General features: G+C 65.0%; 14 protein-coding genes. All 14 read left to right on the top strand.

Going from position 1 to position 15369, the window contains the following annotated elements; genetic code table 11:
- Nucleotides 1-54 precede the first annotated feature (54 nt).
- The 14 genes from EYS42_RS06160 (at nt 55) to EYS42_RS06095 (ending at nt 15362) form a co-directional block, all read left to right on the top strand.
- Nucleotides 55-498 carry an acyl-CoA thioesterase gene (locus EYS42_RS06160; protein ID WP_130966967.1) on the top strand — a complete coding sequence of 148 codons (444 nt, stop codon included), beginning with the start codon at nt 55-57 and terminating at the stop codon, nt 496-498.
- Between the two features lie 33 nt (nt 499-531).
- Entirely contained in the window at nt 532-1263 is a 732-nt protein-coding gene (locus EYS42_RS06155; protein ID WP_130966966.1) for a nitroreductase, read from the top strand.
- Between the two features lie 151 nt (nt 1264-1414).
- Complete coding sequence (locus tag EYS42_RS06150; RefSeq protein ID WP_130966965.1) at nt 1415-3046, top strand: 3-(methylthio)propionyl-CoA ligase; 1632 nt, start codon at nt 1415-1417, stop codon at nt 3044-3046.
- Nucleotides 3047-3223: 177 nt separating this feature from the next.
- Entirely contained in the window at nt 3224-4456 is a 1233-nt protein-coding gene (locus EYS42_RS06145) for a branched-chain amino acid ABC transporter substrate-binding protein (RefSeq protein ID WP_130966964.1), read from the top strand.
- A 156-nt stretch (nt 4457-4612) separates the two neighbouring features.
- Complete coding sequence (locus EYS42_RS06140; protein WP_130966963.1) at nt 4613-5635, top strand: branched-chain amino acid ABC transporter permease; 1023 nt, start codon at nt 4613-4615, stop codon at nt 5633-5635.
- A 7-nt stretch (nt 5636-5642) separates the two neighbouring features.
- Nucleotides 5643-6935 (top strand): branched-chain amino acid ABC transporter permease, encoded by a 1293-nt coding sequence (locus EYS42_RS06135; protein WP_130966962.1) that lies wholly within the window; start codon nt 5643-5645, stop codon nt 6933-6935.
- A 20-nt stretch (nt 6936-6955) separates the two neighbouring features.
- Entirely contained in the window at nt 6956-7756 is an 801-nt protein-coding gene (locus tag EYS42_RS06130) for an ABC transporter ATP-binding protein (RefSeq protein ID WP_130966961.1), read from the top strand.
- Nucleotides 7757-7758: 2 nt separating this feature from the next.
- Nucleotides 7759-8457: an ABC transporter ATP-binding protein gene (locus EYS42_RS06125; protein ID WP_130966960.1), complete on the top strand. Its 699-nt coding sequence runs from the start codon at nt 7759-7761 to the stop codon at nt 8455-8457.
- Nucleotides 8458-8584: 127 nt separating this feature from the next.
- Nucleotides 8585-10687 carry a 3-hydroxyacyl-CoA dehydrogenase NAD-binding domain-containing protein gene (locus EYS42_RS06120; RefSeq protein ID WP_130966959.1) on the top strand — a complete coding sequence of 701 codons (2103 nt, stop codon included), beginning with the start codon at nt 8585-8587 and terminating at the stop codon, nt 10685-10687.
- A gap of 149 nt (nt 10688-10836) precedes the next feature.
- Nucleotides 10837-12711 carry an acyl-CoA dehydrogenase gene (locus EYS42_RS06115; RefSeq protein WP_130966958.1) on the top strand — a complete coding sequence of 625 codons (1875 nt, stop codon included), beginning with the start codon at nt 10837-10839 and terminating at the stop codon, nt 12709-12711.
- Nucleotides 12712-12729: 18 nt separating this feature from the next.
- Entirely contained in the window at nt 12730-13011 is a 282-nt protein-coding gene (locus EYS42_RS06110; RefSeq protein ID WP_130966957.1) for a Dabb family protein, read from the top strand.
- 45 nt (nt 13012-13056) lie between these two features.
- A complete protein-coding gene (locus tag EYS42_RS06105; protein WP_130966956.1) occupies nt 13057-13854 on the top strand; it encodes an SDR family oxidoreductase in 798 nt (265 codons plus the stop codon).
- A 2-nt stretch (nt 13855-13856) separates the two neighbouring features.
- Nucleotides 13857-14312: a PaaI family thioesterase gene (locus tag EYS42_RS06100; protein ID WP_130966955.1), complete on the top strand. Its 456-nt coding sequence runs from the start codon at nt 13857-13859 to the stop codon at nt 14310-14312.
- Nucleotides 14313-14333: 21 nt separating this feature from the next.
- On the top strand, nt 14334-15362 hold the full coding sequence (locus EYS42_RS06095; protein ID WP_130966954.1) for an NADP-dependent oxidoreductase: 1029 nt from the start codon (nt 14334-14336) through the stop codon (nt 15360-15362).
- The last annotated feature ends 7 nt before the right edge of the window (nt 15363-15369 follow it).

Raw genomic sequence — 15369 nt, 5'->3', positions numbered from 1 at the left:
CTGCATGGCAGAACCGTGTCTCACGCCCGACGCATTTCTGGAAATAATCGCCGCATGAGCAAGCCCACCCCCACCCAGCGTTCCGACTACGCCCATCACAGCCAGATCACCACGCGCTGGATGGACAACGACATCTACGGCCACGTCAACAACGTGACCTATTACAGCTACTTCGACACCGCGGTGAACCGCTACCTGATCGAGGCCGGTGTGCTGGACATCCACGCGGGCGCGGTGATCGGGCTGGTCATCGAAACCCATTGCAACTACTTCGCGCCGCTGGCATTCCCCAAGAACGTCGAGGCCGGCATCCGTGTGGCGCACATCGGCAAGAGCAGCGTGCGTTACGAGATCGGCCTGTTCGACGAAGGACAGACCCAGTCGGCCGCCAGCGGGCATTTCGTGCACGTGTACGTGGACCGCGAAACCCGTCGCCCCACGGCGCTGCCCGATGACTTCGTGAAGGCCCTGCAGCGCCTTCAGATGCCTGCCGCCTGAGCGCAACGGCAGCACCTCGAACTGCTCAACGCCATGACCCACCCCGCCTCGCTGCCCCGCCAGCCCGACGCCATCACCCCTGACAGCGTGGCCGCTGTGGATGCGGCCATCACCTCGCGGCGCTCGATCCGTCGCTTCCTGCCCACACCCGTGCCACGCGAGCAGATCGAAGCCATCTTGGCGGTGGCGGCCCGTGCGCCCTCGGGCACCAACACCCAGCCTTGGCGCGTGCACGTGCTGACCGGCGAGCGCCGACAGCAACTGTGCGACCAGGTGCTGGCCGCTGCCGCCCAGAGCGACCCCACCAAGCGCTACACCGAGCAGTACGACTACTACCCCAGCGAGTGGGTTTCGCCCTACATCGACCGCCGCCGCAAGGTGGGCCTCGACCTGTACGGCCTGCTGGGCCTGGGCAAGGACAACAAGGCCGGCATGCAGATGCAGCAGGCGCGCAACTTCCTGTTTTTCGATGCGCCGGTGGGCCTGGTCTTCACCATCGAGCGCGTGATGGGGCGGGGCAGCCTGCTCGACTACGGCATGTTCCTGCAGAGCGTCATGGTGGCGGCCCGGGCCCGCGGCCTGGACACCTGCCCTCAGGCCGCGTGGAACCATTACCACAGCGTGGTGCTCCCCCTCTTGGGCCTTGACCCTGAACGGCACATGATGGTTTGCGGCATGGCCCTGGGGCACGCCGACCCGCAGGCCATCGAAAACACGCTGCTCACCGAACGTGAAGCGGTGTCTGGTTTCACCACCTTCTTGTGAAGGTCTAGGGTGAACCCCTAGGTGCAGGCTGTTTCTGAACCGAAGTTTTCTTTCTATGATCGAAGCGGTAACTGAAATTTGATGTTGTCAGATTCGGTTCCCGCGGTGAGTCGCACCGCTTGCTGAACACTCGTTATCACGGAGTTGAACCATGAGCCTGATGGGCCAGATGATGCACATGCCCTTGATGATCTCGTCGCTGCTCACGCACGCGGCACGTCACAACGGTGACGTCGAGATCGTGTCCAAGCGTGTCGAAGGCGACATGCACCGCACCAACTGGGCTGGCATCGAACAGCGTTCGCGCAAGCTTGCTCAGGCCCTTGAGCGCCTGGGCCTGAAAACGGGTGACCGCGTGGGCACCCTGGCCTGGAACGGCTACCGCCACCTCGAAACCTACTACGGCGTGTCCGGCTCGGGCATGGTCTGCCACACCATCAACCCCCGCCTGTTCCCCCAGCAGGTGGCCTGGATCGTCAACGACGCCGAAGACAAGGCCATCTTCGTCGACCTGAACATCTTCCCGCTGGTCGACAAGCTCGCCCCCATGATGCCCAGCGTCAAGCACGTGGTGGTGATGTGCGGCCGCGAGCACATGCCCAAGGAATCGTCGATTCCGAACCTGCTGTGCTACGAAGAGCTGGTCGAGGCCGAAGACGGCAATTACCAGTGGCCCACCTTCGACGAAAACACCGCCGCTTCGATCTGCTACACCTCGGGCACGACCGGCAACCCCAAGGGCGCCGTGTATTCGCACCGCTCGACCGTGCTGCACGCCTACGCCTCGGCCATGCCCGATGCCATGAGCGTGTCCTCGCAAGACACCGTGCTGCCCGTGGTGCCCATGTTCCACGTGAACGCCTGGGGCCTGCCCTACGCCTCGGCCATGATCGGTTGCCGCCTGGTGTTCCCGGGCCACCACCTGGATGGGGCCTCGCTGTACAACCTGTTCGAGCAGGAGAAGGTGACCTTCTCGGCCGGCGTGCCCACCATCTGGCTGGGCCTGATCAACCACGCCAAGCAGAACAACCTGAAATTCAGCACCTTCAAGCGCACCGTGATCGGTGGTTCGGCCTGCCCGCCGGCCATGATCAAGACCCTGCAAGATGACTTCGGTGTTGAGGTGATCCATGCCTGGGGCATGACCGAGCTGTCGCCGCTGGGCACGCTCAGCCGCCTGAAGGCCAAGCATGCCGACCTGCCCAAGGACCAGAAGGAAGCCATCCTGGCCAAGCAGGGCAAGGGCATCTACGGCATCGACATGCGCATCGTCGACGGTGACGGCAAGGTGCTGCCCTGGGACGGCAAGGCCGCGGGCGACCTGGAAGTGCGTGGCCACTGGGTCATCAGCAGCTACTTCAAGATGGACAAGTCGCCGCTGCACGACGGCTGGTTCCCCACGGGCGACGTGGCCACCATCGATCCCGACGGCTACATGCAGATCACCGACCGCAGCAAGGACGTGATCAAGTCGGGTGGCGAGTGGATCAGCTCGATCGACCTGGAGAACGTGGCCATGGCCCACCCGGCCGTGCATGAGGCCGCTGCCATTGCCGCCTTCCATCCCAAGTGGGACGAGCGCCCGCTGCTGGTGGTGGTCAAGAAGCCCGGTGCCGAGGTGACTGCCGCCGAGCTGATCGCCTTCTACGACGGCAAGATCCCCAAGTGGCAGACGCCCGACGATGTCGTGTTCGTGGACGAGATCCCGCACACCGCCACCGGCAAGATCTACAAGCTCAAGCTGCGCGAGACCTTCAAGGATCACAAGCTGCCCACCGCTTGATGCTGAGCCAAAAAGCACCCTTTTCAGGGTGCTTTTTTTTGTCCTGCCCGTGTCTGGAAATACCTTTGCATTTTTGCTGCAATGGTTTGCCCTGACCTCGGGTGAACCCGAAGTGCCCCCCTTGAATGTGGGGGGTAATCTGTGACTGTCACGACTGCTTTTTCGAGGAGAAAAAACATGACCTTTACCCGTCGTTCCCTGGCTGTCCTGGTCGCTGCTTCCCTGACTTCCGCCGCGGCCTTCGCTCAGAAGGGCGAGACCGTCAAGATCGGCTGGATCGATCCGCTGTCCGGCCTGATGGCCAGTGTCGGCCAGAACCAGGTCAAGAGCTTCCAGTTCGTGGCCGAGAAGCTCAACGCGAACAACCCCGCGGGCGTCAAGTTCGAGATCGTCACCTTCGACAACAAGCTCAGCCCCGCGGAAACCGCCAACGCCCTGAAGGCCGCCGCCGACCAGGGCATCCGCTACGTGGCGCAAGGCCTGGGTTCCGGTGCCGCCCTGGCCCTGGTCGATGCTGTGAACAAGCACAACGAGCGCAACCCCGGCAAGGAAATCGTCTACCTCAACTACGCCGCGGTGGACCCTGACCTGACCAACAGCAAGTGCAGCTACTGGCACTTCCGCCTCGATGCCGACACCTCCATGAAGATGGAAGCGCTGAGCACCTTCATCAAGGGCCAGCCCGACGTGAAGAAGGTGTACCTGATCAACCAGAACTACGCGCACGGCCAGCAGGTCTCGAAGTTCGCCAAGAGCACCCTGCAGCGCAAGCGCCCTGACGTCCAGATCGTGGGCGATGACCTGCACCCGCTGGCCCAGGTGCGTGACTTCACGCCCTATGTGGCCAAGATCAAGGCATCGGGCGCTGACACCGTGATCACCGGCAACTGGGGTTCTGACCTGGCGCTGCTGGTCAAGGCCGCGAACGACGCCGGCCTGACCACCAAGTTCTACACCTACTACGCCAACTTCGGCGGCACGCCAACAGCGCTGGGCACCGCGGCCGACGGCCGTGTGTTCCAGGTGGGTTATGGCCACTACAACCTGGGTGGCCTGAACTCGCAGCTGGTGTCCGAGTTCAAGAAGAAGTTCAACGACGACTACTACTCGGCCGCCACCTACCACGCGCTGGCCATGCTGTCTGAAGGCATGGCCAAGGCCAAGAGCACCGACCCCGTGAAGGTGGCGCCCATGATGGAAGGCATGAAGTTCAAGAGCTTCAATGGCGAAGTCGAGATGCGCAAGGGTGACCACCAGATGCAGCAACCGGTGTTCATCACCAAGTGGCAGAAGGTCGATGCCAAGAACACGTACAACGTGGAAGGCACGGGCATGACCTTCGCGCCAGTGCAGGCTTTTGACGCCTACGTGGCCAGCACGCCCACCTCGTGCCAGATGAAGCGTCCCTGATGCTTCGTTGATGCGCTGCATGCGGTCGATCCCGCATGTGGCGTGTCTGCCGTCCGGCGCAGCGGCCGCTCGACCTGAGCCCTTGCGCCGACCCGGTCGCCCACGATGCGGCCGGGCGTTCGACCCTCAGGGGGTGGCGCAGGCCGCCCGCAATGCATGGAAACCTTTGTCGTCTTCTTCCTCAGCGGCCTGAGTTATGGCTTGCTGCTGTTCATGCTGAGCGCCGGTCTGACGCTCATCTTCAGCATGATGGGCGTGCTCAATTTCGCGCACGCCAGTTTCTACATGATCGGTGCCTACGCCGCCTACGTGCTGGCCGACAAGGTCGGCTTCTGGGCGGCCTTGGTGCTGGCGCCTTTGCTGGTGGGCGCTCTGGGGGCCGCTTTCGAGCGCTTCTCATTGCGCAAGGTGCACCAGTACGGCCACGTGCCCGAACTCCTGATCACCTTCGGTTTGTCGTACTTGGTGCTCGAAGTGGTGCGCCTGATGTTCGGGCCGGCCAACGTCGATTACCGTGTGCCCGAAGCCCTGCAGGGCCCGATGTTCACGGTGGCCAAGTTGCAAGGCGAAGGTGTGAGCCTGCTGTGGGGCGCTGGCAGCCCCGAGCTGTGCAACGCCGCGGGCAACAACTGCACGCAGTTCCCCATGTACCGCGGCTTCATGGCTGGTGTGGCGCTGGCCATGCTGACCTCGCTGTGGCTGCTGCTCACCCGCACCCGTGTGGGCCTGATCATTCAGGCTGCGCTCACACACCCCGACATGGCACAGGCGCTGGGTCACAACGTGCCCCGCGTCATGATGGGTGTGTTCGGTGGGGGCTGCGCCCTGGCCGGTCTGGCTGGCGTGATCGGTGGCAATGCCTTCGTCACCGAGCCCAACATGGCCGCTTCGGTGGGCGCCATCATCTTCGTGGTGGTGGTGGTGGGGGGCATGGGCTCCCTGGCCGGGGCGTTCATCGCTTCGGTGCTGATCGGCCTCATCCAGACCTTTGCCGTGACCATCGACGTGTCGGTGGCCTCCGTGATGCAGAACATGGGCCATCAGGTCAACTTCGACCACTGGTCCTACCCCTTCCTGCGCATCACCGTGTCGCAGATGGCGCCCATCCTGCCCTATCTGCTGCTGGTCCTGACCCTGATCTTCCGTCCCAAGGGCCTGCTGGGCACCCGGGAAGAGTGAGAACGCCATGTCCGAGAAGGTTTACCGTTTCAAGCCCGTCAACGTCGGGCGCTGGGTGGTCTGGAGCCTGTTCGCTCTGATCCTCATCGTGGCCCCGCTGCTGTTCACCAGCGGCCTGGCCACCACCGTGCTCACGCAGATGGGCATCGCCATCATCGCCTGCCTGTCCTACAACATGCTGCTGGGGCAGGGCGGCATGCTCAGCTTCGGTCATGCCGTGTATTCAGGCCTGGGGGGCTTTGCAGCCATCCATGCCCTGAACATGGCCGGGCAGGGCACGCTGGGCATTCCCGTCAGCCTGGTGCCGGTGGTGGGCGGGCTGGGTGGTCTGGTGGTTGCGGCCATCCTGGGCTCGGTCACCACCAAGAAGGCCGGCACCATCTTCGCCATGATCACGCTGGGCGTGGGCGAGCTGGTGTTCAACATGTCGCTGATGCTGCCGGAGTTCTTCGGTGGTGAAGGCGGCATCGCGGCCAACCGTGTGGTGGGTGAGCCCGTGCTGGGCATCAGCTTCGGCCCGCAGATTCAGGTGTACTACCTGGTGGCGCTGTACTGTTTCGTGTGCACGGCCCTGATGTTCGCCTTCACGCAGACGCCGCTGGGCCGCATGCTCAACGCGGTGCGTGACAACCCCGAGCGGGTCGAGTTCATCGGCTACGACGCTCAGCGCATCCGCTACATCGCGTTCATGATCGCGGGCTTTTTTGCCGGCATCTCGGGCGGCCTGGGCGCCCTGAACATCGAGCGTGTCACCGCCGAAGTGGTGGGGGCCCATGCCTCGGGCGCCATGCTGCTGTTCACTTTCCTGGGTGGGGCGCTGTTCTTCTTCGGCCCCATCATCGGTGGTGTGCTGATGGTGGTGGCGCAAGTGCTGCTGTCCGAGCTGACCAAGGCCTGGCTGCTGTACCTGGGCCTGGTCTTCCTGCTGATGGTGATGTACGCCCCGGGCGGCATTTCCAGCCTGATCATGATGAACCTGCGGGTGGCCAGTTTTGGCTTCTGGGGCCGGCTGCGCTGGTTGTACCTGGGGCTGCTGACCGGTGCCGGGGTGCTGCTGGTGGGCTTGGGCGCCCTGATCGAGATGGTCTATCACATCAAGCTTGACCTGGGCATGGGCCCCGAGATGAAGTTCATGGGGCAGATGCTGAACGTCGATCACACCGGCACCTGGCTGGCTGCGTTGGCCATCGCGGTGGTGGGCACTGGCATCCTGGTGGGGTTTGGCCGCGTGTTTTCTGCGCGCTGGGGCCACATCCAGGAACAGATTGAAGCCGAGGTGGCGCGCCGCGCCGGCCTGTGAAACCGCCAGGAGTCGACACCATGAGTGCAACCCAACAAGCCCTGGCCCTTGAACTGCGCCAGGTCCGCAAATCGTTCGGCAAGACCGAGATCATCCGAGGCGCCGAACTGGCGGTTCGCCAGGGCGAACGTGTGGCCCTGATCGGCCCCAACGGCGCGGGCAAGTCCACGCTGTTCAACCTGATCAGCGGCCGCATGGCGCCCACCAGCGGGCAGATCCTGCTCAATGGGCAGCCCATCCACGGCCACAGGCCGTATGACATCAACCGCCGCGGCCTGGCCCGCAGCTTCCAGGTGTCCAACCTGTTCCCGCGCCTGAGCGTGTTCGAGAACATCCGCTGTGGCGTGCTGTGGTCCATGGGTGAGCGATACGCCTTCTGGCGTTTCCTGACCGACCTGAAAGAGGTGAACGCCCGTACCGAGCAGGTGCTGGACATGATCCGCCTGCGCCGCAAGCGCGACACGCCCGTCTCGCTGCTGACCTATGCCGAACAGCGCGCCGTGGAAGTGGGCGTGACCATCGCCGGCGGCGGCAACGTCATCCTGCTCGACGAGCCCACCGCGGGCATGAGCAAATCCGAAACGGCCAACTTCGTGCAGATGATCCGTGAAGTGACCGAAGGCAAGACCCTGCTGACCGTGGAGCACGACATGGGGGTGGTGTTCGGCCTGGCCGACCGCATCGCCGTGCTGGTGTATGGCGAGGTGATCGCCTTCGACACGCCTGACAAGGTGCGCTCGAACGAGCGCGTCAAAGAGGCCTACCTGGGCTCCACCCTGGCCGAAAACCAGGCCGCAGAAGCCGCGCACCACGGAGCCTGAGCATGCTGAAAGTTGTCAACCTCCATGCCTTCTACGGCAAGAGCCACATCCTGCACGGCGTGAACATGCAGGTGAACCCGGGCGAGATCGTGGCCTTGCTGGGCCGAAACGGCTCGGGCCGATCCACCCTGGTCAAGACCATCATGGGCCTGGTCGAAGGTTCGGGCCATGTGCACTGGCGCGACCAGAACGTGCTGGGCCAGAAGACCTTCGACATCGCGCGCCAGGGCATCGGCTACGTGCCCGAAAGCCGCGACATCTTCCCCAAGCTCACGGTGGAGCAGAACCTGCTGCTGGGCGTGCAGAGCGGCCGCAAGAAGGCCAACCGCTGGTGCCTGGACGACATGTACGGCATGTTCCCCCGCCTGAAAGAGCGCCAGCACACCGAGGCCGGCGTGCTCTCGGGCGGTGAACAGCAGATGCTGACCCTGTGCCGTACCCTGATGGGCGACCCCGACCTGATCATGATCGACGAGCCCACCGAAGGCCTCGCCCCCAAGATCGTGGAACTGGTGGGCGAGTACCTCAAGGAGCTGAAAAAACGCGGTCTGGGCGTGCTGCTGGTCGAGCAGAAGCTCACCATTGCCCTCGACATTTCCCAGCGTTGCTATGTGATGGGCCACGGCGAAGTGGTGTTCGAAGGCACGCCCGACGAACTCCGTGCCGACGAGATGGTTCGCAAGGAATGGCTCGAAGTCTGAGCCCCCTTGTCAACATTCATCCGACCTCATTAAAGCCCACGGTTGCCTTCCAGTGCCGTGGGCTTTTCAATTCGTACAATGATTCTTTTCAGATTCATTGGTCCAACCCTCGACGACTGAATTCGGTATGAGCACCACCTACAACGTGACCGACGGCGTGGCCGTCATCGCCCTCGACAACCCGCCCGTCAATGGCCTGGGTCAGAGCACCCGCGCCGGCATCGTGGACGGCATTGCCAAGGCCAACGCCGATGCCGCCGTCAGCGCCATCGTCATCATCGGCTCGGGCAAGGTGTTCTGCGGCGGCGCCGACATCCGCGAGTTCGGCTCGCCCAAGGCCGGTGCCGAACCCAACCTGCATGTGGTCATCGAGCAGGTCGAGCAATCGGGCAAGCCCGTGGTGGCGGCCATCCATGGTGTGGCCATGGGCGGTGGGCTGGAGCTGGCCCTGGGCTGCCACTACCGCGTGGTGGCCCCGGGCGCCCAGATCGCGTTGCCCGAAGTGAACATCGGCATCGTGCCGGGCGCGGGTGGCACGCAGCGACTGCCCCGCGTGCTGGGTGTGGATGCCGCCCTGCAGATGATCACCACCGGTGCCTCGGTGCCCAGCGACAAGCTGGCCAAGGCCCCAGGCCAGAAGCTGTTCGATCGCCTGGTCGAGGGTGACCTGCTGGCTGGCGCCCTGGCCTTCGCCAAGGACGTGGCCGCCGTGCGCCCCCTGCCTTCGGTGCGTGACCTGAGCGTGGCCGCCCCGGCCGATGCCGAGGCCTTCAACAAGGCCCGCGCCGAGCTGGCCAAGACCCGCCGCAACCTGGAAGCGCCGCAGCGCTGCGTCGATTGCGTGGAAGCCGCCACGAAGCTCGACCTGAATGCCGGCATCGCCTTCGAGCGCGAGGTGTTTGAAAAGCTGGTCACCTCCGACCAGGCCCGCGCCCTGCGCCATGCCTTCTTTGGCGAGCGTGCTGCCAGCAAGATCCCCGATGTGCCGGCCGACACGCCGCTGCGCAAGATCGAGAAAGTGGCCGTGATCGGCGCCGGCACCATGGGTGGCGGCATCACCATGAACTTCCTGAACGCGGGCATCCCCGTCACCATCCTCGAGATGAAGCAGGAAGCCGTGGACCGCGGCGTGGGCATCATCCGCAAGAACTACGAAGCCCAGGTGGCCAAGGGCAAGCTGTCGCAAGACAAGCTCGACGCCCGCATGGCCCTGCTCACCACCACCCTGAGCTACGACGACATCGCCCAGGCCGACATGGTGATCGAGGCCGTGTTCGAAGACATGGGCGTCAAGTCGCAGGTGTTCACCCAGCTCGACAGCGTGATGAAACCCGGTGCCATCCTGGCCTCGAACACTTCCACGCTGGATGTGGACAAGATCGCTGAAGTCACGAAGCGCCCCGCCGATGTGGTGGGCCTGCACTTCTTCAGCCCGGCCAACGTGATGCGCCTGCTGGAAGTGGTGCGCAGCAAGCACACCGCCAAGGACGTCATGGCCACCGTGATGGCCGTGGCCAAGAAGATCAAGAAGGTCGCCGTGGTGTCGGGCGTGTGCGATGGCTTCATCGGCAACCGCATGATCGAGCAATACAGCCGCCAGGCCGGCTTCCTGCTGGACGAAGGCTGCACGCCGCAACAGGTGGACAAGGCCGTTGAAAAATGGGGCATGGCCATGGGCCCGTTCCGCATGGGCGACCTGGCCGGCAACGACATTGGCTGGGCCATCCGCAAGCGCCGCTACCAGGAAAAGCCCAACATGCGCTACAGCGCCACGGCCGACAAGCTGTGCGAGCTGGGCCGCTTCGGCCAGAAGACCGGCGCAGGCTGGTACGACTACGAAGCTGGCAAGCGAGAGCCTGTGCCTTCGGCCGTGGTCGAAGAGATGCTGGTCAAGCACCGCGAAAGCCTGGGCATCACACCGCGCCAGATCTCTGACGAAGAGATCGTGGGCCGCCTGATCCTGGCGCTGGTCAACGAAGGCGCCCACATCCTGGAAGAGGGCATTGCCTCGAAGGCTTCCGACATCGACATGGTCTACCTGACCGGCTATGGTTTCCCGCTGTTCCGCGGTGGCCCCATGCTGTACGCCGACATGCTGGGCCTGGGCAAGGTGGTCGAGCAGATGGCCGCTTACGCGAAGAACCCCCGTGACGACGCCAGCTTCTGGCAACCCGCCCCGGTGCTGGCCAAGCTGGCCGCCGAGGGCAAGACCTTCAACAACGCCGCCTGATGCGCCTGCGCACCCGGTGAGCCCGCAGGGCCTGCAGAACCCAAGGCTGCAGGCCCTTTTCTTTGACCCCTGCATGACTTGGCATGCACTGCGCCATCGTGGCTGGCCCCCAGCCACAGCAGGACGGACCCCGACCTGAAAGCACGCACATGAGCCACCGCGCCACCGTTGACTTCCTGCTCCATGACTGGCTGAACGCCGAACAGCTGTGCCAGCGCGAGCGCCACGCCGAACACAGCCGCGAAACCTTCGAGGCCGTGCTCGACCTCAGCGAGAAGCTGGCCACCGAGCAGTTCGCCCCCCACAACCGCCTGGTCGACACGCACGAGCCCGAGTTCGACGGCCATGCCGTGACCTTGCCCGAGGTCACGCCCAGGGCCTTGCAGGCCTTCAGCGAGGCCGGCCTCATGGCGGCCAGCAAAGACGCCGAACTGGGCGGCATGCAGCTGCCCACCGTGGTCGAGATTGCGTCGATGAGCTTTTTCTACAAGGCCTCGATTGCCCTGGCGGCTTACCCCATGCTGACGCGGGGCAACGCCAACACCATCGTGGCCCACGGCACGCCGCGCCAGATCGAGGTGTTCGCCAAGCCCGGGCTGGAGGGCCGCACCTTCGGCACCATGTGCCTGAGTGAGCCGCAAGCCGGCTCCAGCCTGTCCGACATCGCCACCAAGGCCGTGCCTGATGTGGCGGGTGACGGCAGTGGCTTGTCCTGGGCCGACGACCCGCTGGGCCCACGCCACCGCCTCACGGGCAACAAGATGTGGATCTCGGGCGGCGAGCACGAGATGGGCGAGAACATCGTGCATCTGGTGCTGGCCAAGATCCCGGGGCCCGATGGCAAGACCATTCCTGGCGTGAAAGGCATCTCGCTGTTCATCGTGCCGCGCAAGCTGGTCAAGCCTGACGGCACCATCACGGCCACCCGCAACGATGTGGCCCTGGCCGGCCTGAACCACAAGTGCGGCTACCGCGGCACGGTCAACACCCTGCTGAACTTTGGTGAAGGCAAGTTCCCCGTCAACGGGCAGGCCGGTGCCGTGGGCTACCTGATTGGCAAGCCAGGCGAAGGCCTCAAGTGCATGTTCACGCTGATGAACGAGGCCCGCACCGGTGTGGGCCTGGGTGCGACCATGCTGGGCTACGCCGGCTACGAAGCCTCGCTGGCCTATGCGCAGCAACGCCCGCAGGGCCGTCATGCCAGCGCCGCCGGCAAAGACGCCTCGCGCCCGCAAGTGCCCATCGTGGAACACGCCGACGTCAAGCGCATGCTGATGGCGCAAAAGGCCATCGTGGAAGGTGGCCTGGGCCTGGGCCTGCTGTGTGCCCAGCTGATCGACGACGAACAGACCGGCACCCCCGAGCAGGCCGAGAAAGCCGGCCTGCTGCTGGAGTTGCTCACGCCCATTGCCAAGAGCTGGCCCAGCGAATGGGCGCAAGAGGCCAACTCGCTGGCCATCCAGATCCATGGCGGCTACGGCTACACGCGTGATTTCCCGGTCGAGCAGTACTGGCGCGACAACCGCCTGAACATGATCCACGAAGGCACCCATGGCATCCAGGGTCTGGACCTGCTGGGCCGCAAGGTCGTGATGAACGGCGGCAAGGCTTTGAGCGTGCTGGCCGAGCGCATCAGCCAGACCGTGCAGCAGGCCGGGCAGGTCGAAGGCCTGGCCGTGCACGCCAATGCCCTGGCCGGTGCCCTGCAGAAAGTGGGCGCCACCACCAAGGCCGCCTGGGCCACGAACCAGCCCGACGAAGCCCTGGCCAACGCCACCTGCTACATGCAGGCCTTCGGGCACACGGTGCTGGCCTGGGTGTGGCTGGAGCTGGCGCTGGCGGCCAAGGCGGCGCAGCAAGGCGGCCACTGGTGCGCTTCGCCCCTGGGCCCGGGCTTCCTGAAGGGCAAGCTGGCGGCCTGTGATTACTTCTTCTCGTACGAGCTGCCCAAGATCGACGCCTGGCTGGGCGTGGTCTCGCGCCGCGACATGACCTGCGCCCAGGCGCAGGCCGACTGGTTCTGATTTCCGAAAGCGTTCGACATGCTGCGACACATCGTGATGTTCACCCTCAAGGACCCTGCGAATGCGCCCAAGGTCAAGGCTCTGCTGGACACCTGCAAGGGCCTGGTGCCTGGCATGCACGAATTCGACGTCGGCATCAAGACCGACGGGCTCGAAGCCAATTGCGACGTGGTGCTGGTCTCCACGTTCACCGATGCGGCCGCCCTGGCCGCGTACGCGCCCCACCCGCATCACCAGCAGGTGGTGGCGCAGATCCGCGAGATGGCGGCCTCCCGCCATGTCGTCGATTACTGGGTCTGAGGTCGCCTCGGGCCTTTCCACAGGACACCTGACAAGGACGTTTCCATGAGTTCCTCTCGACGCATTCAGCAACTCTTCGACCTGAGCGGGCGCACCGCACTGGTCACGGGCGGTTCGCGCGGCCTGGGCCTGCAGATGGCCCATGCGCTGGGCGAGGCCGGCGCACGGGTCATCGTCAGCTCACGCAAGGCCTCTGACCTGCAAGAAGCTGTGGCCAGCCTCAAGGCCGCCGGCATCGACGCCAGTTTCATCGCCGCCGACGCGGGCCAGCCTGACGACATCAGCCGCCTGGCCAGCGAAGCCCTGGCCCTGGCTGGCGACATCGACATCCTGGTCAACAACGCCGGCGCCACCTGGGGTGCCCCCGCCGAAGACCACCCGCTGGAAGCCTGGGACAAGGTGCTCAACCTGAACGTGCGCGGCTACTTCCTGCTGGCGCAGGCCCTGGGCAAGCGCAGCATGATCCCGCGCCGCACCGGCCGCGTCATCAACGTGGCCAGCATCGCGGGGCTGGGCGGCAACCCTGCCTTCATGCAGACCATCGCCTACAACACCAGCAAGGGCGCGGTGGTGAACTTCACCCGCGCACTCGCTTGTGAGTGGGGCCGCCACGGCATCAACGTGAACGCCATTGCGCCCGGTTTCTTCCCCAGCAAGATGACGGCGGGCCTGCTGTCGGCCGTGGGTGAAGACAAGATGGCGGCCCATGCCCCGCTGCAGCGCCTGGGCGACGACGAAGACCTCAAGGGCCTGACCCTGCTGTTTGCCTCGGATGCGGGCAAGCACATCACCGGCCAGATCATGGCGGTCGATGGTGGCGTGAGCGCCCTGGTGGGCGGCTGAGCATGGCCATCCCTTTCGCCGTGCACATCCCGTTCGTCGAGCAACTGGGCTGCGAGCTGCAGTTCTACGACGACGGGCAGGCCGAGATCACGCTGGACGTGCGCGACGACGTGCACACCAACTCGTTCGGCGTGGCCCACGGCGGCGTGCTGATGTCGCTGCTGGACGTGGCCATGGCGCACGCGGCCCGCAGCCCGCACAAGCACCTGCCCGACGGCGGACCTGGCCTGGTCACCCTCGAGATGAAGACCAGCTTCATGCGGCCCGGCCTGGGCCGGCTGGTGGTGCGCGGCAGCGTGCTGCAAGCCACCGCGAAGATGGCCTTCACCGAGGGCCGTGTGCTCGATGCCCAGGGCCAGCTGTGTGCCCATGCCACCGCCACCTTCAAGTTCCTGCGGGCCTTGCCCATCTCCGGCCGCGAAGCGCGCCCGGCGGCCAAGCCCCGATCAACCCTCTGAATCTTTCACATGGAGTCTGACATGACCCTGATGAACCAACAGATCCTGCTGGACAACCGCCCCCAGGGCGAAGCCAGCGTGTCCAACTTCAAGCTGGTGAGCACCCCCGTGCCCGCTGCCGACGCCTTGGCCGACGGCCAGGTGCTGGTGCGCCACCATTACCTGTCGCTTGACCCGTACATGCGCGGCCGCATGAACGACAGCAAGAGCTACGCCGAACCCCAGCCCCTGGGCCAGGTCATGATCGGCGGCACCGTGGGCGAGGTGGTGGCCAGCAAGCACGCCAGGTTCGCCGTGGGCGACCACGTGGTGGGCCTGGGTGGCTGGCAAGAGTACAGCGTGGTCGATGCCACCCAGCGCGGGGCGCTCAGCAAGGTCGACACCTCGCGCGTGCCGATGTCGGCCTACCTGGGCTCGGTGGGCATGCCCGGCGTGACGGCCTTCTACGGCCTGATCAAGATCATCCAGCCCAAGGCCGGTGAAACCGTGGTGGTCAGCGCGGCCAGCGGTGCCGTGGGCAGTGTGGTGGGCCAGCTGGCCAAGGCCCGCGGCTGTCGCGTGGTGGGCGTGGCCGGTGGTGCAGACAAGTGCGCCTACGTGGTCAACGAACTGGGCTTTGACGCCTGCATCGACTACAAGGCCCATGCCGATGCCAGGTCCTTCTACAAGGCCCTGAAAGAAGCCACGCCCAACGGCATCGACGGCTACTTCGAGAACGTGGGCGGCATGATCCTCGACTCGGTGCTGCTGCGCATGAACGCCTTCGGCCGCGTGGCCATCTGCGGCATGATCGCCGGCTACAACGGCGAGCCCACGCCCCTGCAGAACCCCGCGCTGATCCTGGTCAACCGCCTGAAGGTGGAAGGCTTCATCGTGAGCGAACACCCCGAGGTGTGGCCCGAAGCGATGCAGGAACTGGGGGGCATGGTGGCCACAGGCCGCATGAAGTTCCGCGAGTCGGTGGCGCAGGGCATTGCCAGTGCGCCCGAGGCCTTCCTGGGCCTGCTCAAGGGCCGCAACTTCGGCAAGCAGCTGGTCAAGCTGGTGTAACCCCAAG

Source organism: Aquabacterium lacunae (assembly GCF_004310865.1).
Taxonomy (GTDB): domain Bacteria; phylum Pseudomonadota; class Gammaproteobacteria; order Burkholderiales; family Burkholderiaceae_C; genus Aquabacterium; species Aquabacterium lacunae.
The sequence above is the reverse complement of the archived record's forward strand: the minus strand, read 5'-3'. Positions and strand labels throughout refer to the sequence as shown.

Bases quoted from the DNA above. Each gene is read 5' to 3' on its own strand.
- EYS42_RS06160 (WP_130966967.1), top strand. From the start codon at position 55: ATGAGCAAGCCCACCCCCACCCAGCGTTCCGACTACGCCCATCACAGC.
- EYS42_RS06155 (WP_130966966.1), top strand. From the start codon at position 532: ATGACCCACCCCGCCTCGCTGCCCCGCCAGCCCGACGCCATCACCCCT.
- EYS42_RS06150 (WP_130966965.1), top strand. From the start codon at position 1,415: ATGAGCCTGATGGGCCAGATGATGCACATGCCCTTGATGATCTCGTCG.
- EYS42_RS06145 (WP_130966964.1), top strand. From the start codon at position 3,224: ATGACCTTTACCCGTCGTTCCCTGGCTGTCCTGGTCGCTGCTTCCCTG.
- EYS42_RS06140 (WP_130966963.1), top strand. From the start codon at position 4,613: ATGGAAACCTTTGTCGTCTTCTTCCTCAGCGGCCTGAGTTATGGCTTG.
- EYS42_RS06135 (WP_130966962.1), top strand. From the start codon at position 5,643: ATGTCCGAGAAGGTTTACCGTTTCAAGCCCGTCAACGTCGGGCGCTGG.
- EYS42_RS06130 (WP_130966961.1), top strand. From the start codon at position 6,956: ATGAGTGCAACCCAACAAGCCCTGGCCCTTGAACTGCGCCAGGTCCGC.
- EYS42_RS06125 (WP_130966960.1), top strand. From the start codon at position 7,759: ATGCTGAAAGTTGTCAACCTCCATGCCTTCTACGGCAAGAGCCACATC.
- EYS42_RS06120 (WP_130966959.1), top strand. From the start codon at position 8,585: ATGAGCACCACCTACAACGTGACCGACGGCGTGGCCGTCATCGCCCTC.
- EYS42_RS06115 (WP_130966958.1), top strand. From the start codon at position 10,837: ATGAGCCACCGCGCCACCGTTGACTTCCTGCTCCATGACTGGCTGAAC.
- EYS42_RS06110 (WP_130966957.1), top strand. From the start codon at position 12,730: ATGCTGCGACACATCGTGATGTTCACCCTCAAGGACCCTGCGAATGCG.
- EYS42_RS06105 (WP_130966956.1), top strand. From the start codon at position 13,057: ATGAGTTCCTCTCGACGCATTCAGCAACTCTTCGACCTGAGCGGGCGC.
- EYS42_RS06100 (WP_130966955.1), top strand. From the start codon at position 13,857: ATGGCCATCCCTTTCGCCGTGCACATCCCGTTCGTCGAGCAACTGGGC.
- EYS42_RS06095 (WP_130966954.1), top strand. From the start codon at position 14,334: ATGACCCTGATGAACCAACAGATCCTGCTGGACAACCGCCCCCAGGGC.